The sequence below is a fragment of the Pedobacter sp. PLR genome (assembly GCF_026239675.1).
Classification (GTDB): Bacteria; Bacteroidota; Bacteroidia; order Sphingobacteriales; family Sphingobacteriaceae; genus Pedobacter.
In genome coordinates this window covers 80,013-106,231 of the sequence record NZ_JAPIVQ010000003.1, presented here as the reverse complement: position 1 = coordinate 106,231, position 26,219 = coordinate 80,013, and the positions used below count along the sequence as shown (strand labels likewise).

The following is a 26,219-nucleotide window of genomic DNA, read 5'->3' as shown; positions in this document are numbered from 1 at the left end:
TTTTTTTAGTGATTCCTTTTAATGATTAGAAATTTAATTGAAGGCCAAAGATTAAGGTCCTTGAAGAAGGGAAACGACCATGATCTGTTCCTCTTGACATGGTACTGGATCCACCACCATTCTGATCATCATTCTGACCAAGGTCCGGCGTATACCCCTTGTATTTAGTGGCTATAAAGACATTGTCCATAGAGGCAAAAACTCTTAAATCTCTAACATGGATTTTGCTAACCAATTCATTTGCGAAAGTATAACCCAGTTCTATGGTTTTCAGACGGAAGAATGAACCATCTTCTAACCAACGGTCACTCACACGACGTCTGTTATTATTTTCGTCCTGTTGCGTAAAGCGGGGAACATCAGTATTTCTGTTATCCGGAGACCAGGCATTCAATACGTTTGTACCGAAATTGGTAAACTCATTCATAGATTCCATGCGGGCACGGGTAAAGTTGTAGATCTTATTCCCTTGCAAACCGTCAAAGAAAACGCCTAAATCGAAACCTTTATAAGCCACACTACCACGAATACCGTAGCTGAAATCCGGGAATGGACTACCCGCGTATTGGCGGTCGTCGTCAGTAATTTGTCCGTCACCATTAAAGTCTATAAAGCGGATATCACCTGCTTTAGCCTTTGGCTGAATTACTTTTCCATCCGGAGTTTTATAGGCTTGTGCTTCTTCATCAGTCTGGAATAAACCAGCAGTTTTGATCGCGTAGAATGCACCAATCGGATCACCTACTTTTGCCCAGGTAATGGTTCCTTCACCTTGTGGATTATAACCTCCAAACTCTTGTTTAGAGCTACCAACAGTAATTGCTTTAACATTATTTTTAACGGTAGACAGATTTACACCAATGTTGTAAGTCAGCTCTCCAACCGTATTTTTATGGTTCAATAACAACTCAAAACCTTTATTCGTGATGACACCAGCGTTCATCGTTCGACTGCCATCGATCCCTGTAGAACCCGGCATTGCGATATCCAACAATACATCATCAGTTTCCTGAACATAATAATCTGCGGTAAGTGATAACTTCCCTTTGAAGAAGCTAGCATCTAAGCCTATGTTACTCGTTTTTGTTTCTTCCCAGCTTAAGTTTCCCGGAGAAACCCAGGTGATCCCGGTACTGCTACCCATCCACCATTGTCCACCCTGAATATAATTGATACCGCTGCTGCTGATGTTTTGAGTAGTATAGTTACCGATCTCCTGATTACCCAACACCCCATAACTCATACGGAGTTTAAACTCATTCACCGTATTCTTTAAGTCTCCAAAAAAGTTCTCATTCATGACATTCCATCCCACAGAAACTGAAGGAAACACCCCATAGTGATGCCCATTTCCAAAGCGTGAAGAACCATCTCTACGAACAGAGGCTGAGAACAGATATTTTGAATCATAGCTATACATCACACGGGAGAAAAGAGAAACTAAAGAGTTCTCCTGCAAGGAGCCTGAAGTGGACTGTTGTGTGGTAGAACCGGCACCGATAGAATTTGTTCCGAAAGGAATGTCGGAACGACCGGCACCGAAAGAACGGTTTGAATTTTCTTGTGCAGAATAGCCTAACAATGCCGATATGGTATGTTTTCCGAGGGTACGGTCAAAATGTAAGGTGTTTTCAATTAACCATTGGTTGTTGAAATAGGCAGACTCATCCAGTCTGGACTGAACTGCACCGGAACCAAAATTGTATGGTGCATTGAAATTATAATTACGTCCATTATTTCTATTGTAACCGAAGTTGAGTTTATATTTCAATCCTTCAATACCTAAATCTACTTCCGCATAAGCATTCAATAAGATGTCTGTTTTATTCAATTTATTATCAAACAATTTGGAATATCCGACAGGGTTGTCCATATTTTTCATCCATGGCAAAATACCAGCGTAACCACCCAGTTGATTCGCATCATAAACGGGCAGTAAAGGATTTTGACGCAAGGGATCGGTAATGGTTAAACGGTTATCTTTTCGCTCTGCTGTGGTTAATAATAAAGTATTACCAACACGGAAATGATTGTTAAAGAAAGAGAAAGTATTTTTTGTACGAAGGTTAAATGCCTCATATCCTGAATTGATCAAAATACCTTCCTGATTGATATAACCTCCGGACACGTTATAGGTACTCGTTTCCGAACCTCCGGTGATGCCTATATTTGCCTTTGTAATTGGCGCGGTACGATAAACTTCATCTTGCCAATTGGTACCAGAGCCTTGAAAATCTATTGCTTCTTTAGGCAGATAGCCAGACTGGTTCATGATATTTTTCCACTGCTGCGCATCGAGTACATCCAGTTTTTTGGCAATCCTTTGAACACCTGTATATACGCTGGTGCTGATCGTCGAGGCTGTATTTTTTTTACCTCCTTTTGTGGTGATCAAAACTACCCCATTTGCAGCACGCGAACCATAAATGGCCGCCGCAGCAGCATCTTTTAGCACTTCTAATGAGGCAACATCTGAAGGATCTACCATATTGATATCACCATATACCCCATCAATCACATATAAAGGCGTGTTGGAACCTAATGAACTCAAACCACGAACGTTAATGCTCATTCCTGCGCCCGGCTGACCGCTCACACTGGAAACGCTTACTCCGGCAACACGGCCCTGCAAAGCAGCACTGGTACTTTTTGCCACATCTGCCTGCATTTCTTTACCCGTTATGGAAGCCACAGCACCGGTCAGGTCTTTTCTTTTAACCGTACCATATCCTACCACGACCACTTCATCCAGCTGATCATCATCCGACAGGACTACCTGAATCGTAGTTGAATTTCCAACGGTAACTTCCGTTTTCTGCATGCCTACATAAGAAAACACAAGTACCTTTCCTTTGGCCGCATTAATGCTGAAATTTCCATCAGTATTGGTCATTGTGCCACCCGGAGAGCCTTTGATCACAACGGAAACACCAGACAAGGGGTTATTATCCGTGTCTTTCACTGTGCCTTTCACAGTAATTGCTTGCTGAGCCCATGAAAACAGGCTTAATGTCGCAAGAAACAGCATTAGTACAATTCTTTTCATATTTGGTTTTGATTTGGTTTATTAAGGAACGAAGCCTGGATATCCCTGAATTACCTTTCGGTAACCAGGCGATAAGCATCGCTGTCTCATACAGTTAATATTGATTTGGTTTATAGGATAAAGTTAGCCGAAAACGAAATTGAGAAATTGCATAATTTGCTCATTTGAATTGGACTTTTCGTTCTTTATTCCGGCAGGAATTGTTGAAAATGAGGATAAACAGGAGAAATATCGTCCAAATAGCTTCTGTCTGCCGGGTAATCTGCTGGCTTTAGGAGTAATTACCCCGGGGGAAGAAATTACTTCAATAATCTAAAAATCAACCAATTACACCTACACCCATTTGTACAATTGGCTCAATAGACTTGAACTATGCGCTCTTTTCAGTGTGTTGCGCTCCGGTAATTGCACAAAAAAGGTCCTGATTTATAAGAATCAAGACCTTTTTAAAATCCAAGGGATATGGCAGTTACCGAAAACCAGCTATACTATACCGCCGACGCTTAGCTTAAATGATGAGTTGCTGTTGTTGTTTATGGCTGTCGCGAAACTCAGCTGGAGTAATTCCTTTAGCCTTTTTAAATACGCGGTAGAAATAGGAGATGCTGTTAAATCCACAATGTGCGACCACCTCTGCAATAGGAATAGATTTTTTCAGCTTTTGCATGGCCATATTTATCCTGAAATCGAACAGGTAATCGGTGAAATTCATTTGGGTATTGCATTTTATGAAGCGCGCGAAAGTAGATCTGCTCATGTTTAAAGCCGCCGCCGCATCCGATACGCAAATCATCTTAGCGATATTACCGGAAATATAACCGTGTAATCTATTGATCATAATTTCATTAGTGGTCATTTCCGGAGAAGAAGCACTGGAAAGTTCTCTCACATCCTCCCCTTTTGACAATTCATACAAAAGGATAAATAACTTCATCACGGAATAGAACCCATCTTTTTCCATGGTAATGATTCTCAAAAGAGGGAGAATCCTTTCAATAGTCGCCGCGCCGAAAATAACGCCTTTAGCCGCACGGATAAATAGTTCCTGAATACTTTGAAATTGCTTTTTATCTAAACATTGTTCAATTAAAGAAGGGTGAAACTGAAGGGTGATTTCATGAATATCGGTAGCCGTACATTCACCATCTTTCCAGGCGTGTTTTAATTCCGGATTGGCGATAAACACGAGGTCTTTATCCCCTATGGTTTCAATGGAGTCGCCAACAATACGTTGGGCACCTGCTGCCCCTTCTACGAAATTCAATTCATACTCTGGATGTACATGTACGGGAAAAGTAAATGATGATTTGGTGCGGTCGAAAACTACAAAACAGTCTTTCTCCGACAGCGGAGATTTTTCCCTGTATATATCTGATATCATCATTCTTATATGCTCTATTTGGTTAGCTGATTCTAAGCTAGCTATTTTCAGGCATTATCATGGTCAATCTTATAAAAAGCAGGTATTAACGTAAAAAAAAATTAGCATTTCAATGGAACAAGCGCAGGATTTAAGTTTTGATTTTACTTAAGTTTAGCAGAGGAATACTGATGTAAATAAAAGTATCGCCTTTGGCAGCGGAATCCGGAAAGGTTTGAAAAAACAAGGCAGTTTTCTTTCTTACGATACTTTTTAAAGTGATCATATTACCCGATGGCTGCAAATCTTCCCAATTACCATACAGCTTTTCTAACCGGTCGATAATTCCGGAGCTGATCAACAGGCTTGCATTTAAAGATTCATACCGGGGCATACCAACTGTAATCTGAGTTAATAAACCGTTGTAAAAATCCAGCACAATTGTTTTAGGGGGATACCCAAAAAGCTTATAATTTGATGGGTAATTTACCTGGTAACTTTCAAAGTCTGGCTGATTACTTTCGATCTTGTTTACGGAAGTCCTGTTTTTAATGCTGTTCAGTGTTGAGCCAAGATCAAACTTATTAAACCCATGTTTAAAATCAAGATTTGCCGCACGTTGAGATTTAGCAGACTGACATAAAAATAATAAAACGGCTATGATCATGTTCGTATTTTCCATCTCCTAAAAACGGCCTCTCCTTTAAGACATAGTGCATGATCAGAACAGAAATTATATCTGGCATTTACTTTCTCGTCCCAATGTTTCATTGCAATAAGTTCTCCCATTGCGCAGGTTTCCGCATTAGCGAATATAAAATAGGTAATGCTATGGATATGGGCACCAAAATCAGCTTCCGAGGGATCTGTTGCATGAGTTATTGATAAATTCAGCAATTGTGCAATCTTAGCTGAGTTTAATATTTTCTCTTCAATTTTATTAAACTTTGCCTGTCCGTTGTTGAAGATGTACTGGGTTTTATATAGCCCATAAAGCCCTTCAAGTGTACTAACCGCCATAATTATAGTTTAGTAAACCGGTAACCGGTAGTTTTCATTACTTCATTGGCAAATCCGGAAACTGCCATAAGTACTCCTGTAACCATCGTTTGTTGTCCGGCCCATTTAACAAAGTTGTGCGTAGCCTCATATCTTTTACAAGTTTGACAAAATGAAACAATTGAGTTTTCTGCCTTTTCGGCATAGAGTTTTACTGATGCTGTCATTACCCCATTAGAACAATCAAGGAGACTTGAAAATCCAGTCATGTCGTTATACATGATTTGTGCCGCTGCATCTAATTCTTGTTGTTTATGATCTGAGAAAAACCCCATAATTGATAAAATGCTTAATGTGTGATTTACAGTGTTAATTGTTTCTTCCAAAATTATCGATATGCCTGGTGCTTTCTTTACTGGAACCCGTAAAATGCAGATCCCGGGTCCATTTATACCCTGTTAACTCAGCCCTTTTCTGAGTGATATTATGGCTTCAAAAAATAATAGGCTGTTTTTAAGTCGATTATGTGTTTTTATTTGCTTTACACAAACTAATTGCTATTTTTGCCACCCACAAGCCACAAGGGGGATTAGCTCAGCTGGCTAGAGCGCTTGCCTGGCAGGCAAGAGGTCAGCGGTTCGACTCCGCTATTCTCCACCCTTAAAAACCTTCAGGGATCTGAAAGTTTTAGTAATACTGAGTCGGTTTTATTGGTAAACGTTCTCGTTTATTTGATAGAAAGACAAAATGGGGGGATACCAGAGTGGCCAAATGGGACAGACTGTAACTCTGTTGTCGCAAGACTTCGAAGGTTCGAATCCTTCTCCCCCCACTCCAATAGAAAAACCTTTCAGTTAAAACTGGAAGGTTTTTTTGTTTTAAAGCAGATCAAATCGTGCACATTACCGTGCACATAATCGTGCACACAAACGATATCTAACCATAACCAAACACGTTATGGTAACTATTAAAGTCTTCTTAGATAAAAGAAGAATCACAAAGGAAGAAACCTACCCTCTTAACTTTAGAATCTATCACTTAAACAAATCTTTCACCAGATCATCAAAGATCTATTTAAAAGAGAACCAATGGGATAACCAGAAGAGAACAATAAAAAGCAACCATCCAAACGCCCTTACATTGAATAGGTTCCTTCTAAAGAGCTTTGCCGACTTACAATCAGAATTACTACTAGCCGATGATGCAAGTATAGTTGAGTACTTAAGTCCTAAGCCCATCCAATTAATAGAGAAGAAGCCCATTCCGACCGTATTCTCCTTTGTAAGTGATCTAATCAGTGAATTAAAAATGGACAACAAGATTGGAAATGCTTGGGTTTATGAGTCAGCGATCAATGCTTTAAAGAGATTTCATCCCAATAAATCATTAACCTTCGAACAAATTGACTTCGAATTCCTTGATAATTACAATAAGTTCCTGCTGAGAAGGGACGTAAAACATAATACCGCTTTCTTTTATATTAGAACGTTACGAGCCTTCTATAACAAAGCTATCAAACTCAAAGTTGTTGACAGGAATCTGTATCCTTTCCATGATATAAAGCTGAAAGCTGAACGAACGAAGAAGCGAGCAATTGATAAATCATTGATAACAGCTATTCTCCAATTGGATCTCCCGGAAGGTTCTACAATATGGCATGCTCGTAACTGGTTTATGATGTCATTCTACCTAATGGGTATATCATTCGTTGATCTAGCCCTACTGCAAACAATCAATATTAAGAACGGCAGGATACATTATAAACGACAAAAGACTGGGAAGACCTATGATATTAAAATACTTCCACAAGCACAGAAGATAATTGACTTGTACAGTTCTACACGTTCTCAGAACTACCTGCTACCTATTATAAACCGTAAGGTTGATTCAGAGGAAGTAAGATTGAGGCTTATAAAAGATAGAACCAGACTGGCTAATAAATACTTAAAACGAATGGCTGAATTAATAGAAACCAAGGAGACGATTACGACCTACACTTCTAGACATTCATGGGCTACCATTTGTAAGAAGCTAGGGTTCAGTATTGAAATCATTGCGGAATGCTTAGGTCATGAATATGGTAACAAAACAACCGCTGTATATCTTGACTCCTTCGATCAGGAGGTTATAGATAATGCAAATGAAGTAGTTGCTAAAAGTGTAAGCATTTAAATCCATATAGCGAAGTGGGTTACACTGCTTCGCTTACTTGCAATACATTGCTGTTACCTTATAAACAAATGATGGGAGATGGAATGGTATTGTCTCCTTCTTTGAAGTTGGTTCTGGTTTGATCAACGATGGTTCTGAGATCTTTTCCGCCGCTATTTTCCACCCCGCAATTTACTTGTGAAGTTAGGCGCAGTTAAATATATTTATAGCGGAGTGAAAAAATAGCGCTCCGCTTTCACAAAGATGCTATGTACGAAACCAAACTCAACCCCGACTTCAACAAGCTTAAAACCTTCTTCCCTAATATCACTGATGTCGATGTAACTCGTATACAGGAAGAAGGAGGCGTTCCTGTTATATTAGAATACATGAGTGAAGCAGGTTATTTACGTGTCTGTGAAGGCCTGAGAAGTGCTGTAATAAAGTATGGTATTGAAGATCATTATGCCGAATTACTCTATTTAATACTACAAAAGAACGAACAGATAAGGGAACGCTATGATGCTTATCAACAGAATTACTCAGATGACCAGACCTCAAAAGAGGTTGCAAAGTTTCTACTAGCCTACAAGGAATCAAAACCTAATCAGCATTTCCAACTAGTAGCAAAGCCTGTTACAGGTAGTGTTGCCATTAAAGATACAGCAGTAGCAAAGTGGATGTGCGAACAGATTTACAAAGCCATTGAAACCAAAGATTTCCCACTAGGTGTCTTCGGCGAAAAACTGCTATATGATCTCTTTGGTGACGATTTTAATAGTGACATACCTATCTCAATTGAAAGATTAAAAGCAACAGCAGAACTTAAGCCAAGAAAGCCAACGGTAAGAGTAAAGAAGCTACTCGTTGAATTCTGTCTCTATTTACAAGTTTACCTTTTAAACGAGACCAAATTAACTGCCTTACCCGATGTACTACTTACCGATGCACAGGCAAACTTCTTCTTCGATATACTGGAATCAATTGGGTACGTAGACAGGGAGGAGATAGAGTCTGAACCAAAGGACTACATCCACGCGATGTTCAGAAATCACATATAGGTAACACATTGATCTATTTGGCTATATAAGTTTTTGATAAGCGGTAAATATTATTGCCTCTATCCAGCTGAGCTACTAAGACATTTGTAGTGTGATATAAACAAATCACATAGATCATAATGGATATATTGGCACAACAGGCTTTATATGAAGCCAACAAGGTAACTGGCAGAGGTAAATTCTGCCCTAGAATCGGGACTTACAGGATCATTGATATTTTCAAAAGCACCTGTTATGGTAAGCCGGCTTTAATGGCTAACGTAAAATGGAAGCTTAATCCAACTGATGACTACGATGGTGATTTTACAGTGCAGATACAACTGGAATCATTTACTAGTGCAGATGCTATTGATAAAGAGAACTGGCATCACAGGGAGGTTAGAGTAACTGATGCAATGTATACCAAAGACAAACAGCAATTTACTTTAGAATGGGAGTTGTTGCCAATCCAGTCAATCTCTATTGATGCACTTAATAATTTACTGGCATCCGGTGATGAGGTACTAGCAAATAGTCTGTTACGATCAACAGATGATGTTGAGTTAGGTGACGATCAGATTGACTACGGCACAGGCGATGGTATAGAATACTAATCTGAACCAGTAAATTTATAGACATGGAGCACCTAGCAGTGCTCCTTTTGTGTTTAATGATGTTACTTGTAAGCTCTTGTTATATAGGGCTATATAACTTTGTAAAACCCTTTTAATACCATTGCCTTTCACGCATCTAGGCATCAGCACTTTTGCAGCAACGGAGTCAAACCCCTCTGTAAAGCAAGAGATGCAAACACAAGTAATAAAGATCAATTTAAAGATTACTGATAGGTTTGAAGTTGCCTTCTCTGACAAGTTAATTCCTTCTAACTCATATCTGGACAAGAGTAAGACAGGCTTGGGTATGACCTATGCAGAATTTCATGCCGAGCGACATAGCATTATTGTCATACCATACACAAGCATTATAGATTTAAAAGTTAAAGAGTACAAATACAAACGGCCATTAAAGATTGTAGATGAAGTGAAGCCTAAGGTAATTGGAGAGTACTTAAACTCAGATGTGGAGTATAAGAAGTTAGTAACTACACCGGAAGGCTTTAAGAAGATCATTGATGCTGCAATTGCCATTGAAAAATTGGATTGGTTATACAAAGAGTTTTTTTGCCTACTCGATGAAGCTCACTGCTATGCCGTAGAAGCATTCAGAAAATATATACTTATGCCATTCGACTACTTTTGGAAGTTTGCTAATAAAGCTCTAGGCACAGCAACGTATTTTCCGTACAGCGACCCACGGTTCAATCAACTTACACACTATAAGATCACGTATGATGACCCCTTTGGTAAGATCACTATCGTTGACCATGAAGACCCCAAGACCATCCTTAATCACTTCCTTACTCACCCCGAGAAGTTCCCAGGTAATGTGCATATTTTCTATAATTCTGTTACTGAGATAGAGAAAGTTATACGTGCAGCAGGGATAAAAGATGTTAATGTTTACTGTCGTGATGAGGAGCGAAATCATAGAATGCTTGGCGACAGTGCAATACATTTCAAACAAGAACCGCGCGTTGAAGACTACAAGAAGTTTAATTTCTATAGTGCAAGATATTATGATGGTTGGGATTTATTCGATGATGTTAAAACAACTATAGTACTTGTTACTGACGTGAAGGTAAAACATAGCTTGGTAGGAATACCCTATAATGGTTTTCAAGCTATAGGGAGGCTTAGAAAGGTTTCACCTCATAAATTATACCATATCACCAACAACTTTAGTAAAGAAGATAAGGATGTGAGATCATTTGATCACATAAGTAGAAACTGGTACTATCAGGCTAATAACCATACCCAGTATTACAATGATTTTAAATTTAAGGCACTAGAGGACAAGATGGAAGAGAAGCAAGAAACATGGAACTTTGTAAGTCCGTTCTGTAAATTTACATCAGTTACCAAAGAAGCCTATGTTCATCCAATGAAGGTTGATCAGAAAATATGTGAGGAATATTCTCATGAAGGTTACTCCAATGTTGGTACCATTGAACGGCAATGGAGGGAAATGAACTATGAAACAGAAGTAACCCGTCAAGAAAACCTTAAGCCATTGGTAATAAAAGGTGTACCTAAATCTACTGTTAACAAACAGGTCATCGAGTTGATAGAGGAGTACGCTATCCATCCAGAGAAATATTCACATACTCAAGCCGACATCACTATTGGGAAGCTACGGGAGGGGTTCAAAGACTTGTTGATTGCTTACAAGCTATTTAAAAAGGATGGGCTAGAACAGCTAGGCTATGATGATAAAGCAATAAAAAAAGCTCTTATAGAACATAGTAATGCCAACCAAGAAAATGAACTAAAATTAAGAGCTAAGGTTGCATATAAGGTTAATATACCTTATACCACTGATGGCATAGCATCGATACTTAAAAAAATATATGCTGACCTAAAAATTAAAGCACATAATGGTAAGATAAGAAAGGCGAAGGCCTCTCAATTAGAAGAGTTGAACATCTACTTAATAAAAAAGACCCAGAGAAATGACGTGGGAGGTGCCATTGATCCAAAGACCGGAAAGATTAAGAGGATTCCTGTTTGGATACTTCATGAATTTCCGAATGGCAACTAAGGGGCATTAGCCCGCATTATTGATGAGTGTGTTAAAAAAAGTTAGTTGCGCCTCTTTATATATATACAAATGAACGACGATAACACAAGTTATTTGACACTTTCAAGAATATGGCAGCAAATCAGCAATAGATCGATTTGCTTCATACTTCAATCACTTTACTTTGAGTTTTGACTGCTGCTACCTTATAAATGAATACTCCGGCAAGCAGAGGTAAGCAGTAAGAACCTATCAGGAAGATATTGGCTTTGCTCCAGAAGTTTTTGACGTGGGGTAGCGAGATTAGAATGAAAACTGCAACACAGCAAAGAATGCTTACTAATGTAAGTGCCAATCTTAACAACCAAATTGGTGTGTCTTTCTTTACTAAGAGGGTATAGCATAACCAAAGAAAGAGAAAGCAGGGGATGGAAAAGATACCACCAATAAGGACAGAAAGGAAGTATGTCAATAGGTATAAACCATTGAAGACATCTGCAAAATTCTCAGTTCTCAGTACTTTCATTGATACAATCATCAACATGGGTCCAAAGAATACACCGGTTAACCAAACTTTAAGAGGGAATTTATAATTGTGTAGCATCAAGTTAAAGGTAAACATATACTAATACATACAATATATATAAAATTTCAGAGCCCGATTCTAAGCCCACCCCTCCCTTCATCGTTTCTGAAAGCATATCGCTATATATGAAGCGGTCAGAGAGGCTCTCTCAATCCCCCTATTTCCCTTACTTGTTTAAACGGTGACATATTTCCCTTCATACTATTAAAGATAGTGCTCGAATAAAATTCTGACTGTATGTTAAGCTCAGTGAACCAGGTAGGACTTAAGCCCCCGACTAGATGCCGATACGAAAGCAAACAGTATATACAAGCCTTATTTGGCATAGATAGAACTGCTTTCTTTCAGAAATCAACTCAGATTAATTCACCTTATAAACAGTCAGAATGAGAGCAGAAATCCGTCAGAACAAAGAAAACAACACAAATTTACAGTCACAGCAAGAGATTGAACGCAGACTACGATCGGGTAAGAGAGTATATAAAAACCACCAACGTGCGAAATTAAATTCTACAGACTCACAACAGTCATTGAATCCGGCAATTGAAAACATGTACCACGTAATCGTCCGCAAGATTAAGGAGTTGTACTCACAACTACCCAATAAAGAAGATAAAGTGATGATTGAGTTCAATAATGCGGATGATCCAACAGATTCACACGGTCTCTTTACTGTAATGACACCTACATTCTTCTTCTATTTGGAGTGCGATATTAAAAACAACTACAGGATTGAGTACCTGTTCCACAACTGTCCACTCGAAACAGAGATAATGCAATTGATAAACAAGTACTCTATGGCCAGTTATAGCACCGAAGTCGTTAATCAACCGGATTATCCTACCTTCTTCCGTAACTGTTTACAGGTACAGCCTTCCCGTTTCATTTTTCAACTCTAACGAAGCTAAAAAGGCTTGTCGTAATTATTATGGCAAGCCTTCACTTTTTATAAGGTAACCTCTTCTAAAAGTGGTTCATCGCACTATTTTACCTTTTAAACCAATGACAGTCCACTCAATTTTAAACCCTTAAAACCTATTAACAATGGCAAAGAAAGTACAACAGCAGGTACCAGAACTAACCCCTGAACAATTAAGAAATGAAGAAGTCAATTGGGCATTTACCCAGATCGTAAATGACGGATTACAAATGCTCAAACCGTTTGAAGCGAACAAGTACAGAGCTGTAGTTACAGTAGATCATGCTGGTAATGAACGCTATCCCAACCTAATCAAAGAGAGCATTTCCTACTTCTGGAACCTTACATTAAGTAAAAGCAAGAATGGAGCTCTTCTAATTTATTACACCTATGACAATGAAGCTACTTCAAAGTTTGGTACAGTTATATTCAATAGGATGCTCAGGAGCATCTTTAAACACACATCTTCTGATAGAAATGACATCAATATTGAGGACTGCGTCAGGGTGAACACAGATACAAAGGATATCCACAACTTCTTCTATAAACGCATGATTGAAGGTGAGAGTGCTGTTGTAACCATCTCATCATTAGAACACGTCGCAGCATAAGAAAATAAAGGGTGTAACAGCCCTTTAATTCTATTTACATTTCATTAACTTTACACAAACTTAAAACGGAGGACTGAAATAGAAAGTAAACCCATAACATAGAATTACATTATTTAAGATATAGAGCGTTAGCTTTTGTTCTTGTGCTTGGAACCTAGGAAATTTTAAACACAACAAGGACAGATTTGCGAACGTCCATGCGAAAGCGTGGGCTGTTCCATTCTGTTGTGTTGGGCTTCCTAGGGCCTCAAGCGCGGATTGGCTACGGTTCCACGCTTTTACATTTATTAACGCGCCGAGTTGGGGACTATCGGTTATCATTTCATATATGAATCAAGACAAGTCCAGATTACAAACTATCCTACTTACACAGCTCTTAGGTGAAACCCCGAAGAAGCAAGATTTCGACGTTATGGTTATCAATGATTACCAAACGAGCACAGCCATCATGAGGTTACATTTCACCATGAAGAAAGAAGGCACTGTATTCATGCCAATAACTAAATCACTATTGACAGGGTATTCAGATGAGAAAACAACCTTTGGCAAGGGTATCCGCCTACTCCTCCTTCTTGATAAACAGCATGGTTTTTTATCATGGCTTAAGCGAGAAGACATCGGAGCGATCATAGTAACAACGGTTAAAGACCCATCACAAATGACTCGCGATAACCATTTTTCATACTCAACAGGTGATTTAGAACCTCTAATCAAAGAGTTACGTTCTATCGAGTCTGCACACAAGCAGGCTTATGAGCTTGCTGTCAGTTCGCTCATAGCGCAAAACACCTCACGATAGTCAACTACGAAGAAATATTAACAATCAATTATAACAACATGCACAAACAACTATTAACGCTATCGGTACTATGTTTGCTAATCATCGCCTCGTGCTCAAAAACTAAAAACGACCCTGAGCCAGACAAAGAACTAACCTGTAATGTAAAACTGGTTGAACACACCCATTCGCATGGTAATGCCAATGTAACTGATAAATACTACTATAGCTACGATAATGAGGGTAGGTTAACCCGCGTTGACTACGGTAAAGAACAATCTGCCGAATTTGAGACCTACACATACGCAGCTAATAAAGTTACTTGGAAAGGCGTTGCAGGTGATATAGAAGTGTACAACCTTGATGCAAATGGGAGGATTACAACCGCAGTACAAGGTAAAGATATTTTAAACTTCAAATACAATACAGATGGAAACCTTATTGAAGCGGCTGTAGATGGGGATATTGAAACCCTAACCTATTTAAACGGTAACCTAGTTTCAGCCTCGTTTGGTTCCTCTCCTTGGTCTACCTTCACCTATGGGGTAGAAAAAGCCGATAACGCAATCGTGTACTCTTGGATTTACGAGGATAAGTTCCTTGATTTTGATGAGATCAGCTCAAGGGTGACACCTTATATAGGTCAGAAGTCCAAGTATCTACCTAGTAAAAACATAACTAATCCGGGTATTAATCAATCAACGAATGATTATATTTATCAAAAGAATGCCAGTGGAAAGATCACTTCGGTACAGGTGTCAATAACAGATGCACCTGCCATCAAATCAACAGAGGAGTACAAGTTTACGTACGAATGTAAATAGTTATTAGATAGGGGAATGCTTAAGAGTCACAGTAAAATGTGGCTCTTTTTAATTTTAAACTATGCTTGAAGTAAACGATTTAATTACACTGATCAACTATTCCGACAATCCAACACTTACAGATTTCTTTGATATTAATGTAGAGGGACTGGATAAATACGTCAAGCCGGAAACAAACATACTTTCGTGGGTCATGCTATCTAAAGCGAGGAATCAAGGTCTAGATGTTGTGTTCGTAGATGATGACAAATTTTTTGATGGGTCATTTAACCGGATTAAAGGTACGCTATTGAATGGTACAGAGCCATTTGAAGGAGCATGGTATATCGAATTTGAATTAGCACCAGTCCTATTACACGGTCAGACTTTTAGCTTAATTGACCATTCTGAGTCAATGGGGTACGGAGTGATGATTGACACTGGTAACCTTATAAATGAGTTGATAAGCCATTACCTAAAAGATACTGGTAAAGTTGACTATGGCACCTTGGAGGAGTTTAAAGCCATAGAGACAATTCAACAGTTAACTAACTATATAAACAGAATGCTGACCATCCCTGAGCCAAAAACTCCTTGGTATTCGAAGTTGCCTAGTTTATCTGCTATAGGACTTTACCTAGTGGGTGTTATAGTACTGATCGGGGTCGGAATTTACTATGTCTTCAAATACATAAGCAGATTCTTCCGGTACATTAAATACCTGCTGAACAAGCCACTCTAATTACAACCACTTTAACAAGAGCCATTCATTTGGCTCTTTTGTTTATCTTTACATTAAAACATGTACAGTTATCTATTCGACAACAATATTTACAGGCATCTATCCACTTCAAAAGACGGCGAAGCTTTAAGAAGGCTTGACCAATCCTTGGGTGAAATCAAACTGTTAAAAACTATAAGTGAGGGGAACAATGTATATAAATTAACCCCTTACACGCTTATGGAGGCTGTAGGGCTCAAGAAAGTGCCGAACTTTGAGTTGAACATACCAACAAACCTGAAAAAAGTGAAGGCAATTCCTCAGTTAGTTGAATATCTCATGAGTGAAAGCTATCAGTTTTATTCTACACATCAAGATCTTAGCAGGGAAAACTTGATTAAGATGGCTAATATACAAAGCCAACATACGGATTCTAGTGAAAACTCTAAAAGATTCGAGCAGTTATGCATTTATGATGTTCTTCGCTACCCAACATTCCAAACTTACATCGCCGAATGCTTATCCTTTGACTTTATCTGTAAACAAGATTACTCAAAGGATATGATATTGCCATTAACAAGTTATCTCTTCCATACAAACCTATATCATTGTAAATTAACGAGCTTAAGCAAATTTAGGTTGGTTAAACTGCAATGGCAGTACATAAGCCCCTCTTATAAAGATGATACTACAGTAGATTTTACAAGTCTTGCAAAACGTGATGCGTCCATGAGACTTAAGAAGCATAAGGATTACTTAGATTGTGACTTGATCCACTTAGCATGCATGGGTGACTATTTAAACCATGAATTTCATCCCGTGATGGCTTTTACATGTGACAATAAAGATGTAATAAAAGATAGGCTTATAAACTATAAATCGATAAACTCTATGTATGTAAATAAGGTAATTCCAGATATGTTCTCGGATACGAACTCGCATATAAAGTTCATTTTCCCTAAATGGAAACCGGGAATAGTAGTTTTCTGCAACGAAGATGGTTCTATATATGATTATATAGATGTTAACGAACTTCGGCCTAATTACAGCTAACTGCATTTCAAGAGGGCGTCATATCTAACCATCATTCCTATCCTCAGGCTTCGCTCAAAAGAGGAGCTTAACTGAGGCGAAGGCTAATTCCAGTCATTGTTATATAACGTAAAAGGTTTATTTTAGATGCAGGTATATTACCATAAGCAACTGCCATGACAGATAAAACTAGACGCAAACAAATAAGAAGTGAACTTCGGTTGAAGGCTCAAGAAGAATTTGAATCGAGTCTCCCAATGAGCAGAGAGGAGTTTAAGGGCTTATTTGAGTATTTAGATTTAACATTACAGAAGGAAGAATGCAACGATGACCATGCATTAACCGTTTGGTTTTTAAATTTAATCGGAATAGAAAATGCAGGAGAGGTTGTAGGCTGGTTAATAGATAATAATGGCTTTTGTGATTGCGAGACTCTGGCAAATGTTGAAGAACTCTTCGAACGCTAATCGCAGACACACACAATGCCTTTCCCTCTTTTGCTGCTTAGAACAGGTTAAGGCATCGTATGGCCTTTGGTTTAGAAGTAAACACTCTGTCCAGTGCTCCCTACGAAAGGCACTGCGGACTATTCGTTCTATCAATGAGCCTGTGGTGTTATCAAAGCTAGTCGCCGGAAAAGCGGTACTTCACCGCTCCTAAGTGAGTGCATTAATCACGCCAGATCTGCCTTCGTTCATCTAGGATAAGTTTATCCTGGATTCACTCAGTTGAAATAGATCTGTCATGCTGAATGCCTTCCACAAAGTCCCGATTACGTGATAGCCTTCCTTGCATTTAATCTTCATTCTCTACGTTCATTTGATTCGTAATGCATCGGCTCTCCTTTGATATGTGCTCACCTGCGTGTCGTTTTAGGCTGCGTGACTGTCATGCCATTTGATGCCCTCTTCACTGTCCCTTTAAGTCAAATGCCACGCCAGTCTCTTGTGTGAAACATTCTTTGCAGTCATGCCGAAGGCATTCCCTCTGCAAAGACCTAAACCTCAATTCGCAGGCGGTGAGCAGAAATAAATTCTGTTTGGTATTAATAACAATAATAGCTTTAGCTTTGGTACAGATACTACAACATATATGAAGATTGATGATGTTAAAATAAGGATCAATGAACTGATCTCACTTAGCGAAGAAGTGTTATCAACTCAAAAAGCGACTCAGGGATATAGTAGACATGGAGCGTCAGTTAATGCTTTGCTATTCAATCAGCTTCGAGCAAGTTCTCTTTCTTTTCTAAAGAACTTGTTTGGTGAGAATCATCCGTACTATCAAGAGTTCAATACCAAGGTAAAGGATAATGCACCATCTCACACAAATATCGGCAAAGGTATCTTAATGGCAGTCAAACACGAGATTGACGGAGGATGGCTGTTCACAATAAAGGGATTAGTCTCAGCCGAGATTTTCTCTGACTTCTTAGAAATGGCAGAACATTTATTACAAGAGGGATATAAAGACCCTGCCGCAGTAATGACAGGTAGTGTTCTAGAAGAGCACCTTAGACAATTATGTAATAGAGAAGGAATAGCTGTTGAGGAGGAGAAAAGTGGCAAGTTCTCCCCTAAGAAAGCAGACCGACTTAATGCCGATCTTGCTAGTGCAGGAGTTTATAACAAACTAGATCAAAAGAGTATTACCTCATGGCTTGACCTTAGAAACAAAGCAGCTCATGGTAAGTACACCGAATACACAAAGGAACAAGTTGATTTAATGTACCAAGGAGTAACCAATTTTATATCCAGGACCTCATAGTGCTGTAATGCAATTGATATGATTGAATTCAATGAAACACAAACAGGTCTAAAGACCGGAGAAGAGCATCTTGTTCATAACGGAGAAAAGTTGGATCAGAACTTACTGGGCTTTTGGAGGTGGAACTCTTCTGATCTACTGAGCAATACCACTAGAGGTCGGTTCGCTGAATTCATTGTCGCATCAGCTACTATTGTAGACCTCAACCAAGTTCGAGATGAATGGGGAGCTTATGATTTGATCACACCGGAAGGAATTAAGATTGAGGTGAAGTCTTCTGCTTATGTTCAATCGTGGGAGCAGAAGAAGCTTTCAAAGATTTCATTTGGGATCAAAGCAGCCTTCAGTTGGGATGAAGAAACAAAAAAGCGAACAGAAATAGCAATGCGAAGTGCTGACGTTTATGTGTTCTGCTTGCTGCACCATGAAAACAAAGAAACCTGCGATCCACTGAACCTAAACCATTGGGAGTTTTATGTTTTAGCTACAGGGGAGCTTAATAGCTACACGCGAAGTCAACATTCAATAACTATCAATTCTTTACGTAAATTAACTGAACCAGTGGATTACAGCCTGCTAAACGATGAGGTGGTTAAGAAGAGTGAACTGAATAGTAGGTTATGCAGTGTGGGTGGTTGAGTTGGTTGCTGTGTTCCATCATTCGTTTATAAGGTTACCTATGGTCAAAATCCATTAACGCATCTTACCTTGTAAATGGTCAGGTTGGACTACTCACAATCATCAATCCAATATCCACAATCTGTATTCATCCCTTAATAATGGTTTTTACAATAACAAATGGAGATGGAAAGCATTAGTGAATTGCTATATTAGAATCAAATTAATTGCTATGAAGTTATATAAAAGGGTTGAGGATGAAATTCTATTCTGGGAGACTTGGGACATTGATGATGACAATGGAGCTGTGAATCGAGGCATAGTAGGACAGGTTGGGGAATATCGTGAAGTCCAGTCAAGCATTCTAGAATCCTTCAGGGAGAAAATACAAAAGGAAGTTGATGTAGTCTTTGAAAACGGTTATCAGGAAGTTGATATTGAAGATCATTATACATTACTGATTGAATTTATTGTTGATGGGATGGGCACACCTGAAGATGTCGAAAAGCGAACTAGACTTCAAGATAGGATGAATGACTTTTTAGGTTGGAACGGACTTGGTCATTGTGATGGAGGAAGCATTGGCAGTGGAACGATGGAGGTTTGCTGTTTTGTTATCAACTTTGATATTGCAAAACGATTCATAGAGGAAAATCTTTTAGGAACGGAGTTTGCAAATTACATAAGAATCTATGATGAGAATGAAGTTTAGCAAGTAACATATTCAATATCCATAATTTTCACTTACCCGTTAACAATGGCTTTTACAATAATAAAAGGATAAGAAAGAATGGAAGCAACTGCTATCTTGTAACTCTTAAGGAATCCACTTCATTGCGGAAATGAAAACAACAATCAAACGTATTTTCTCTAGTGAGACTAAGTGGGGGCACTTAACATTCTTGTTGGTTGCAACAGTATTAGGTACAGCCTTTCTTTATATCTTCGTAATCCCAGTTGCGTTTTGGAGTATCTATGGTGCAGGTGCTTCATCTGAACGAATTGACCGTTTACCCTTAGCTATATTTATTTCAGAATGGCTACCGTTGATAGTCGCACTTATTTTTTTATGGTTTAGTTCGGGTAGGAGTGTTAGAAACGGCAATCTGTCTGCGGCTAAGTCCTACTTATGCATTATCCCCTTGCTACTACTGTTGTACTTGTTGAGAATGCCAATCTTAGATGTTATGTTCACGATTTTTCAGTAGTGGGTTGTATTAATTACTCCACAAAGGTAAGCTTGTCCAATCGACACGTACAAAGAAGTTCCGGCATAAACGCTCACGTGGCCTTTGCCCTCCACCTATTTATTCCGTGTGCCTCTTTACTTAGTCTCTTGGAAAGCTTGGTTGGGTACCATAATTAATCAAAACACATTATGGTAAACACATCATTCAAAGTAGCAGAGATAGAGGTGAGCTACAAGCCACATTACAAAGTTGCAGAAAGACCACAGATTAGCAGTTCTAACGATGCCTATGAGATTTTCATACAGCAATGGAACATGAGTAAGATTGAGTTGGTAGAAGAGTTTAAAATACTTCTGCTGAACAGAAGGAATCGCGTACTTGGTGTCGTACACATTTCAAGTGGTGGTGTAAGCGGAACGATAGCAGATCCGAAGGTAATCTTTGCCACAGCATTGAAAACTGGAAGTTCTGGAATTATCTTGGCGCATAACCATCCGAGTTCTGAGGTTGATCCAAGTAGTGAGGATCTGAACTTAACAAAGAAATTGAGTGCAGGAGCTACCTTACTAGATTTAAAAATACTGGATCATCTGATCATTAGTCCGGATAGGTTCTACAGCTTTGCTGATGAGAGCTTGATGTAGCCGGATCAATTAATTAGATTGCAACAATTAACAAATAATATAAACAAAGGTTAGATACCGTGCGAGATTTGTGCACATAACATGGAGATAGGTAAAACAGGGGTTTAGGATACTCTCAGGAACGAAACACTCATTCCTGGCAGGCAAGAGGTCAGCGGTTCGACTCCGCTATTCTCCACCCTTAAAAAACCTTCAGGGATCTGAAAGTTTTAGTTTTACTTAGTCGGTTCCGTTGATAAGCGATCTCGTTTATTTTCAGGAAAGACAAAATGGGGGGATACCAGAGTGGCCAAATGGGACAGACTGTAACTCTGTTGTCGCAAGACTTCGAAGGTTCGAATCCTTCTCCCCCCACTCCAATAAAAAAACCTTTCAGTGAAAACTGGAAGGTTTTTTTGTTTAAAGCAGGTTCGGTTTCTTCAGAGCTCAGGTTTACGGTTTCCAGTAGAAAGCCATACCCATTTCCAGGTATTTTTGAAGCTTTCCATAATTAAATGAAACGATCTTTATTAGTCCTCTCCGTAATCAGTCTGTTAACGATTGTTTCCTGTTCAAAAAATAACAACGATTTAATTCCTGAAGGATCAAAAGAATGTGTTTTAAAATCTGCTGAATACTCCAGCCTCTCTAATGGAGTTCCAACAAACGGTAAGTTAAATTACACTTATGATCAAAACCAAAGAATTTCAACAATAAAGGGGAATCTCAATAGCAGTCTGATTTCTGAAAAGATGACTTATGATCAAGCTAAAATATTAATTTATGGTGAGCATGTTACCTCATGGGGGCAGAAATACGAATACAATGAAGAATTCAACCTTGATGCACAAGGTAGAATCGCAAGTATGCCAGATCTTTATTATAATACAATGGTCTTTTGTAAATATAATGAAGCAGGCTTTTTAGCAGAGGTAAAAAAGGTCTACACTGATCCTTTCTGGAAAACCGAAATTACAAATACTCAGACTTTCAGCTATACCAATGGGAATCTGATTAAGCTCGTTAACGAAACTAATGACAGCTACTATCCTGATAAAGTTAACAGTTGGATATCAAATATTACTTACACGCCTGATGAACTTAAGAATGATATTGTCTCTTACAAACTTTATGAATTCATTTTCCGTGAGGAAGCCAATTTATCCCATCTGACGGCATTTTTAGGTAAAAGATCTAAAAATCTTCCTGCAAAGATGGAAACGACTTCTGCTTATTGGAGTTCAGCCCATACAACGACCACTGAAACCACCATTAGACGATTTATTTATCAAAAAGACGATAATGGAAATGCGCTGAGCATAAAAATTGTAGAATTTCCAACTCCTCCCCCAAGCGATACGCTAAATGAAGAGTACAAATTTGTTTATACTTGTAACTAGTAACCACCTTCAGCTTTTGTAAAGATTGACAAGGAAAAGACCAGATACTTATATGCTGTTTTTTGGCTGGCCAGGATACGAATGATTAACCGTCCAGCAGCCCTGTGTAATTAACAACATGATAAAATCTTATACCAGTTCCGATTTCGACACGATTGCATCCTGGGTAACTGATGAAGAACTTTTGCTACAGTTTGCCGGAACTGATTTTACCTATCCACTGACAAGGCATCAATTTAATGATTACCAGGTTTTACATCCGGACCGTCGCTTTTATATGGGGTACCTGCCTGATCAGGCACCTTTTGCCTTTGCTGAAATTATCCCACAGGAAAGCGGAAACCCCAGACTAGCAAGAGTACTTGTAGGAAAACCTTCCATGAGAGGTCAGGGATTAGGGCGACAATTTATAGCATTGCTACTGGAAGAAATCAGGCTACGTTACCACAGCACTACAGTTGATTTATACGTCTGGGAAAAGAATAATGCAGCCATAAAATGTTATGAATCGGTTGGATTCATCCTATGCCCTGAACGCGCTATGACAATGGTCCATAAAGACTTCAGTTACCATATCCATAAGATGACGTATACAGCTGATTTTACCGGTTAATTAAGCACCAAATAGGCAAACGCACCAATAATAGTCCCAAATTTATAGATGGCAACACCAGCTAACAATAATAAGAAAATGGTTATTTTTTTATGTTTAAGAAGTCGATTGATAAGAGCGTTGTTTTCCATTTCACAGGTTATAAAGTAATTAGCTTGATTAATGATCTCTGAAAGATAATAAAAGTTATCTTGACAACAAAAAAGATAGTTGTACAAAATCCTAAAGCGTATTACAATTATTTATATCTTTAAATTCCCTGATCCCATTCATTGGCCCTTAAGATGCTATTACCAACTGTAGGCATTGAACAAATTTTCAACCTTCCCTACACAAAGGAGGACTTTAAGCTTGTTCACCACCAGCCCATCAATATGACTGTTATTCCTCATGCCCATAAGCATGATTTTTACATGATCCTGTTGATTGAAAAAGGAGGTGGCACCCATACCATAGATTTTAAAGAGCACGAGGTAAAAGATCATATGTTATTTTTTCTTGCTCCCGGGCAAGCGCATCAATGGGATCTTTCAGACGATACATCAGGCTATCAGCTCATGTTTTCCATGAAATTCCTATTATCAGGAAGTCAGCGTTTTCCCTATTTCAATTTATCCGCAGCCCCTTACCTGCCGCTTAAAGCGGAACAATACCGGGCTTTAATTACGGAATTGAAGCAGATAGAAAAGGAAGAAGAGATTGCCGACGACCTTTATGTCGACCTGATTCAAACCCGTTTGCAAGTCATACTTTTGCTCCTGAAAAGATGGTATTCTGACAACTTTGATGTGCATGAGTATGCGCCGGATCACCGCATTATTAACAACTTTCTGGCCTTATTAGAGCAACATTATACGGAACATAGTGAAGTTGGATTTTATGCCAGCGAGATGAGTGTAACCGCAAATTACCTGAATCAGGTATGTCGGAAGAAGGCAGGGATTACTGCCGGTGATTTGATCAGAGACCGGATTTTACTGGAAGCCAAAAGACTGCTCACCTTAACTCAGCTGGATATTAAAGAGATTGCTTATACCCTCGGCTTTAATGATTCTTCCTACTTTTCCAGGTTTTTCAAGAAGTATACGGACATTTCTCCTCAGGAATTCCGCAAAATGAATAATTAGTACCCTTGATGTGCTAACCAGTCCTGTTCGATTCCTTTTTGGAAATATAAATTTGTGTATGAAATACCGAATGATTTTATTGCTGTGTTCGCTGTTTTTCAGCTTAAACACCTTAACCGCCTGTTCCCAGGAAAAAACTATGACAAGTAATACAAATGAGATCTTCCAGATCATTGCTAAACACAACATCTCCGATTTGGAACTGTGGCTTGCTAAAAAGCCAAATCTGGAACTGAAAAACAAAAAAGGAGAAACTCCGTTGATGGCCGCTACTTACCTGAATCAGCTGCCAATGGTGAAGCTATTGATCGCTGCCGGAGCCAATGTAAATGCACAGGATGATATGTTAAACAGTCCTTTTTTATATGCCGGTGCTTCCGGATATCTTGAGATCGTTAAACTGTGTGTAAAATCAGGAGCCGATTATACCGTTTTCAACAGGTACAACGGATCAGCTTTAATTCCAGCCTGCGAAAAAGGCCATGTAGCCGTAGTAGAGGAGTTGTTAAAAGATAAAACCTATCCTATTGACCACATCAACAGATTGGGCTGGACTGCATTATTGGAAGCCGTTATTTTAGGCGATGGCGGACCAAAACAAGTGAAAATCGTACAACTGCTGGTAGATGCCGGCTGTGATATCAGCATTAAAGACAAAGACGGTGTGAATTCTTTGGAACATGCCAAAAAGAAAAACTTTAAAGAAATCGTGAATATCCTGGAAAAAGCAGGTTCAAAAAAATAAGCTTTATGAAAAAATTACAACTGATCTTAATGGGGTTACTTTTCGCCCAGTTCAGCTTTGCACAAAAAATAACCGCAGATTTATTAATTAAATCTGCCACAATTATCGATATCAAAACAGGGAAACTGATCCCGAAACAGGGAATCGCCATAAAAGATGGTATCATAACAGCGGTATTCCCGGAAAGTCAGCTTTCTAAATATACTGCTGCCAAAACACTGGATGCCACAGGAAAATTTGTGATGCCGGGTCTTTGGGATAACCATATGCACTTTGGTGGTGGTAAAGAATTGATTGAAGAAAACAAAAACTTATTGCCTTTATACCTTGCTTACGGCATCACCACCATTCGCGATGCAGCAGCAGATATTAGTCCGAGTGTATTGCAGTGGAGAGAAGAAATTGCAACAGGTAAGCTGCAAGGGCCAACTATCCTGACCTCCGGTCCAAAACTGGAAGGTTATAATTCCAGTTGGATTGGCGACATAGAAGTTGGAAATACTGCTGAAATCAAGGCTGCTTTAGATTCTTTGAAAAACATGAAAGTAGATTTCGTGAAGATCACAGACAATACTTTAAGTCCGGCATTATTTTTAGAAAGTATTAGCATGGCTCGTAAAGCTGGATTTAAGGTTTCTGCACATATCCCAAGTTCTATTACCATGGAGCAAATTGCCGCAGCAGGTTTAAGCTCGGTGGAACACCTGGGGTATGCACTAAAAGCCGGTTCTAAAGTAGAGAAAGAAATCTCAAAAGAAGTGGCTGAAGGAAAATTAAAAGGGAAAGCTTTCAATCAGAAAGTGATGGATACTTTTGATGAAACCGCAGCCTTAGCGACCTATAAGAACATGGCGAAACATGGCATGTATTTAACGCCTACCCTATCATTGAGTTACATTCTTACTTATTTTGAGCAAGACAATCATAAAAATGACGATTACCTAAAATACATTGGTAAAGGATTACAACAAACTTATGTTGGTCGTGTAAAAAGAGTAGAGCAAGACGATGCTGCAGCTATTGAATTCAGACATCAGCTATTTGAAAAAACCGTAAAAACACTTCCTCTTTTACAAAAAGCAGGAGTAAAAATAATGGCCGGAACAGATGCCGGTTACCTAAACTCTTATACTTATCCAGGCATCGGCCTCCATAAAGAATTGGAGTTAATGGTGAAGTATGGCTTAACGCCATTACAAGCATTACAGGCTTCGGTGATCAACTCACCGGCTTTCTTAAATAAAACAGCTTACGGGAGCCTGACTAAAGGCAAAAAAGCGGATATCCTTTTACTGGATGAAAACCCTTTGCAAAATATTAGTGCTACCCAAAAAATTCATGCAGTAGTGGCAAAAGGAACCGTATTAGACCGAAACACACTGGACAACATGCTGGAAGAAGTTAGAAAGAAAAACGATTAGACACCATAAAATCGCTTGATTAACAATTGATG

The 26,219-nt window shown here is 38.9% G+C and carries 25 protein-coding genes and 3 tRNA genes; 23 read left to right on the top strand and 5 right to left on the bottom strand.

Features of this window, described 5'->3' with window-relative positions:
- Positions 1 to 25: 25 nt before the first annotated feature.
- From OQX61_RS07550 to OQX61_RS07530, 5 genes are all read right to left on the bottom strand, one after another.
- Complete coding sequence (locus OQX61_RS07550) at positions 26 to 3,046, bottom strand: TonB-dependent receptor (RefSeq protein WP_265841040.1); 3,021 nt, start codon at positions 3,044 to 3,046, stop codon at positions 26 to 28.
- A gap of 508 nt (positions 3,047 to 3,554) precedes the next feature.
- The gene (locus OQX61_RS07545; RefSeq protein ID WP_265841039.1) at positions 3,555 to 4,430 is read right to left on the bottom strand and encodes an AraC family transcriptional regulator; all 876 of its coding nucleotides are present in this window, start codon (positions 4,428 to 4,430) and stop codon (positions 3,555 to 3,557) included.
- A gap of 127 nt (positions 4,431 to 4,557) precedes the next feature.
- On the bottom strand, positions 4,558 to 5,088 hold the full coding sequence (locus OQX61_RS07540) for a hypothetical protein (protein ID WP_265841038.1): 531 nt from the start codon (positions 5,086 to 5,088) through the stop codon (positions 4,558 to 4,560).
- Positions 5,070 to 5,426 (bottom strand): hypothetical protein, encoded by a 357-nt coding sequence (locus OQX61_RS07535; protein WP_265841037.1) that lies wholly within the window; start codon positions 5,424 to 5,426, stop codon positions 5,070 to 5,072. The genes OQX61_RS07540 and OQX61_RS07535 overlap by 19 nt, the downstream gene beginning before the upstream one ends.
- 2 nt (positions 5,427 to 5,428) lie before the next feature.
- Positions 5,429 to 5,791, bottom strand: coding sequence for a hypothetical protein (locus tag OQX61_RS07530; RefSeq protein WP_265841036.1), 363 nt, complete (start codon positions 5,789 to 5,791; stop codon positions 5,429 to 5,431).
- 197 nt (positions 5,792 to 5,988) lie between these two features.
- Here OQX61_RS07530 and OQX61_RS07525 point away from each other — a divergent pair.
- The 23 genes from OQX61_RS07525 to OQX61_RS07415 all read left to right on the top strand — a co-directional run bounded on the left by OQX61_RS07525 (position 5,989) and on the right by OQX61_RS07415 (position 26,187).
- Positions 5,989 to 6,062 (top strand) — tRNA-Ala (locus OQX61_RS07525).
- A 92-nt stretch (positions 6,063 to 6,154) separates the two neighbouring features.
- Positions 6,155 to 6,237 (top strand) — tRNA-Tyr (locus tag OQX61_RS07520).
- Between the two features lie 125 nt (positions 6,238 to 6,362).
- Positions 6,363 to 7,577 carry a site-specific integrase gene (locus OQX61_RS07515; protein WP_265841035.1) on the top strand — a complete coding sequence of 405 codons (1,215 nt, stop codon included), beginning with the start codon at positions 6,363 to 6,365 and terminating at the stop codon, positions 7,575 to 7,577.
- A gap of 248 nt (positions 7,578 to 7,825) precedes the next feature.
- Positions 7,826 to 8,617 (top strand): hypothetical protein, encoded by a 792-nt coding sequence (locus OQX61_RS07510; RefSeq protein WP_265841034.1) that lies wholly within the window; start codon positions 7,826 to 7,828, stop codon positions 8,615 to 8,617.
- A gap of 119 nt (positions 8,618 to 8,736) precedes the next feature.
- Entirely contained in the window at positions 8,737 to 9,210 is a 474-nt protein-coding gene (locus OQX61_RS07505) for a hypothetical protein (RefSeq protein WP_265841032.1), read from the top strand.
- 190 nt (positions 9,211 to 9,400) lie between these two features.
- Positions 9,401 to 11,254 carry a hypothetical protein gene (locus OQX61_RS07500; protein ID WP_265841031.1) on the top strand — a complete coding sequence of 618 codons (1,854 nt, stop codon included), beginning with the start codon at positions 9,401 to 9,403 and terminating at the stop codon, positions 11,252 to 11,254.
- 951 nt (positions 11,255 to 12,205) lie between these two features.
- A complete protein-coding gene (locus OQX61_RS07495) occupies positions 12,206 to 12,718 on the top strand; it encodes a hypothetical protein (RefSeq protein ID WP_265841030.1) in 513 nt (170 codons plus the stop codon).
- A 145-nt stretch (positions 12,719 to 12,863) separates the two neighbouring features.
- Positions 12,864 to 13,349: a hypothetical protein gene (locus OQX61_RS07490; protein WP_265841029.1), complete on the top strand. Its 486-nt coding sequence runs from the start codon at positions 12,864 to 12,866 to the stop codon at positions 13,347 to 13,349.
- 328 nt (positions 13,350 to 13,677) lie between these two features.
- Positions 13,678 to 14,148: a hypothetical protein gene (locus OQX61_RS07485; RefSeq protein WP_265841028.1), complete on the top strand. Its 471-nt coding sequence runs from the start codon at positions 13,678 to 13,680 to the stop codon at positions 14,146 to 14,148.
- 38 nt (positions 14,149 to 14,186) lie between these two features.
- A complete protein-coding gene (locus OQX61_RS07480) occupies positions 14,187 to 14,951 on the top strand; it encodes a hypothetical protein (RefSeq protein ID WP_265841027.1) in 765 nt (254 codons plus the stop codon).
- 61 nt (positions 14,952 to 15,012) lie between these two features.
- The gene (locus OQX61_RS07475) at positions 15,013 to 15,672 is read left to right on the top strand and encodes a hypothetical protein (protein ID WP_265841026.1); all 660 of its coding nucleotides are present in this window, start codon (positions 15,013 to 15,015) and stop codon (positions 15,670 to 15,672) included.
- Between the two features lie 60 nt (positions 15,673 to 15,732).
- Positions 15,733 to 16,704, top strand: a complete 972-nt coding sequence (locus OQX61_RS07470) for a hypothetical protein (RefSeq protein ID WP_265841025.1) — start codon at positions 15,733 to 15,735, stop codon at positions 16,702 to 16,704.
- Positions 16,705 to 16,859: 155 nt separating this feature from the next.
- Positions 16,860 to 17,150, top strand: a complete 291-nt coding sequence (locus tag OQX61_RS07465) for a DUF2695 domain-containing protein (protein ID WP_265841024.1) — start codon at positions 16,860 to 16,862, stop codon at positions 17,148 to 17,150.
- Positions 17,151 to 17,775: 625 nt separating this feature from the next.
- Positions 17,776 to 18,450: a hypothetical protein gene (locus OQX61_RS07460; protein WP_265841023.1), complete on the top strand. Its 675-nt coding sequence runs from the start codon at positions 17,776 to 17,778 to the stop codon at positions 18,448 to 18,450.
- Positions 18,451 to 18,468: 18 nt separating this feature from the next.
- A complete protein-coding gene (locus OQX61_RS07455; protein WP_265841022.1) occupies positions 18,469 to 19,089 on the top strand; it encodes a hypothetical protein in 621 nt (206 codons plus the stop codon).
- Positions 19,090 to 19,300: 211 nt separating this feature from the next.
- Entirely contained in the window at positions 19,301 to 19,780 is a 480-nt protein-coding gene (locus OQX61_RS07450) for a hypothetical protein (RefSeq protein ID WP_265841021.1), read from the top strand.
- Positions 19,781 to 20,446: 666 nt separating this feature from the next.
- Positions 20,447 to 20,902 carry a JAB domain-containing protein gene (locus tag OQX61_RS07445; protein WP_265841020.1) on the top strand — a complete coding sequence of 152 codons (456 nt, stop codon included), beginning with the start codon at positions 20,447 to 20,449 and terminating at the stop codon, positions 20,900 to 20,902.
- Positions 20,903 to 21,173: 271 nt separating this feature from the next.
- Positions 21,174 to 21,256: transfer RNA gene (locus OQX61_RS07440), tRNA-Tyr, on the top strand.
- Positions 21,257 to 21,396: 140 nt separating this feature from the next.
- On the top strand, positions 21,397 to 22,281 hold the full coding sequence (locus tag OQX61_RS07435; protein ID WP_265841019.1) for a hypothetical protein: 885 nt from the start codon (positions 21,397 to 21,399) through the stop codon (positions 22,279 to 22,281).
- Positions 22,282 to 22,399: 118 nt separating this feature from the next.
- Complete coding sequence (locus OQX61_RS07430) at positions 22,400 to 22,894, top strand: GNAT family N-acetyltransferase (protein WP_265841018.1); 495 nt, start codon at positions 22,400 to 22,402, stop codon at positions 22,892 to 22,894.
- 284 nt (positions 22,895 to 23,178) lie between these two features.
- On the top strand, positions 23,179 to 24,021 hold the full coding sequence (locus OQX61_RS07425; RefSeq protein ID WP_265841017.1) for a helix-turn-helix domain-containing protein: 843 nt from the start codon (positions 23,179 to 23,181) through the stop codon (positions 24,019 to 24,021).
- A 139-nt stretch (positions 24,022 to 24,160) separates the two neighbouring features.
- Positions 24,161 to 24,766, top strand: coding sequence for an ankyrin repeat domain-containing protein (locus OQX61_RS07420; RefSeq protein ID WP_265841016.1), 606 nt, complete (start codon positions 24,161 to 24,163; stop codon positions 24,764 to 24,766).
- 5 nt (positions 24,767 to 24,771) lie between these two features.
- Complete coding sequence (locus OQX61_RS07415; RefSeq protein WP_265841015.1) at positions 24,772 to 26,187, top strand: amidohydrolase family protein; 1,416 nt, start codon at positions 24,772 to 24,774, stop codon at positions 26,185 to 26,187.
- The last annotated feature ends 32 nt before the right edge of the window (positions 26,188 to 26,219 follow it).

Excerpts from the sequence above, each read along its gene's own strand:
- OQX61_RS07550 (WP_265841040.1), bottom strand. The coding sequence starts at position 3,046 with ATGAAAAGAATTGTACTAATGCTGTTTCTTGCGACATTAAGCCTGTTT.
- OQX61_RS07545 (WP_265841039.1), bottom strand. The coding sequence starts at position 4,430 with ATGATGATATCAGATATATACAGGGAAAAATCTCCGCTGTCGGAGAAA.
- OQX61_RS07540 (WP_265841038.1), bottom strand. The coding sequence starts at position 5,088 with ATGGAAAATACGAACATGATCATAGCCGTTTTATTATTTTTATGTCAG.
- OQX61_RS07535 (WP_265841037.1), bottom strand. The coding sequence starts at position 5,426 with ATGGCGGTTAGTACACTTGAAGGGCTTTATGGGCTATATAAAACCCAG.
- OQX61_RS07515 (WP_265841035.1), top strand. The coding sequence starts at position 6,363 with ATGGTAACTATTAAAGTCTTCTTAGATAAAAGAAGAATCACAAAGGAA.
- OQX61_RS07510 (WP_265841034.1), top strand. The coding sequence starts at position 7,826 with ATGTACGAAACCAAACTCAACCCCGACTTCAACAAGCTTAAAACCTTC.
- OQX61_RS07505 (WP_265841032.1), top strand. The coding sequence starts at position 8,737 with ATGGATATATTGGCACAACAGGCTTTATATGAAGCCAACAAGGTAACT.
- OQX61_RS07500 (WP_265841031.1), top strand. The coding sequence starts at position 9,401 with ATGCAAACACAAGTAATAAAGATCAATTTAAAGATTACTGATAGGTTT.
- OQX61_RS07495 (WP_265841030.1), top strand. The coding sequence starts at position 12,206 with ATGAGAGCAGAAATCCGTCAGAACAAAGAAAACAACACAAATTTACAG.
- OQX61_RS07490 (WP_265841029.1), top strand. The coding sequence starts at position 12,864 with ATGGCAAAGAAAGTACAACAGCAGGTACCAGAACTAACCCCTGAACAA.
- OQX61_RS07485 (WP_265841028.1), top strand. The coding sequence starts at position 13,678 with ATGAATCAAGACAAGTCCAGATTACAAACTATCCTACTTACACAGCTC.
- OQX61_RS07480 (WP_265841027.1), top strand. The coding sequence starts at position 14,187 with ATGCACAAACAACTATTAACGCTATCGGTACTATGTTTGCTAATCATC.
- OQX61_RS07475 (WP_265841026.1), top strand. The coding sequence starts at position 15,013 with ATGCTTGAAGTAAACGATTTAATTACACTGATCAACTATTCCGACAAT.
- OQX61_RS07470 (WP_265841025.1), top strand. The coding sequence starts at position 15,733 with ATGTACAGTTATCTATTCGACAACAATATTTACAGGCATCTATCCACT.
- OQX61_RS07465 (WP_265841024.1), top strand. The coding sequence starts at position 16,860 with ATGACAGATAAAACTAGACGCAAACAAATAAGAAGTGAACTTCGGTTG.
- OQX61_RS07460 (WP_265841023.1), top strand. The coding sequence starts at position 17,776 with ATGAAGATTGATGATGTTAAAATAAGGATCAATGAACTGATCTCACTT.
- OQX61_RS07455 (WP_265841022.1), top strand. The coding sequence starts at position 18,469 with ATGATTGAATTCAATGAAACACAAACAGGTCTAAAGACCGGAGAAGAG.
- OQX61_RS07450 (WP_265841021.1), top strand. The coding sequence starts at position 19,301 with ATGAAGTTATATAAAAGGGTTGAGGATGAAATTCTATTCTGGGAGACT.
- OQX61_RS07445 (WP_265841020.1), top strand. The coding sequence starts at position 20,447 with ATGGTAAACACATCATTCAAAGTAGCAGAGATAGAGGTGAGCTACAAG.
- OQX61_RS07435 (WP_265841019.1), top strand. The coding sequence starts at position 21,397 with ATGAAACGATCTTTATTAGTCCTCTCCGTAATCAGTCTGTTAACGATT.
- OQX61_RS07430 (WP_265841018.1), top strand. The coding sequence starts at position 22,400 with ATGATAAAATCTTATACCAGTTCCGATTTCGACACGATTGCATCCTGG.
- OQX61_RS07425 (WP_265841017.1), top strand. The coding sequence starts at position 23,179 with ATGCTATTACCAACTGTAGGCATTGAACAAATTTTCAACCTTCCCTAC.
- OQX61_RS07420 (WP_265841016.1), top strand. The coding sequence starts at position 24,161 with ATGACAAGTAATACAAATGAGATCTTCCAGATCATTGCTAAACACAAC.
- OQX61_RS07415 (WP_265841015.1), top strand. The coding sequence starts at position 24,772 with ATGAAAAAATTACAACTGATCTTAATGGGGTTACTTTTCGCCCAGTTC.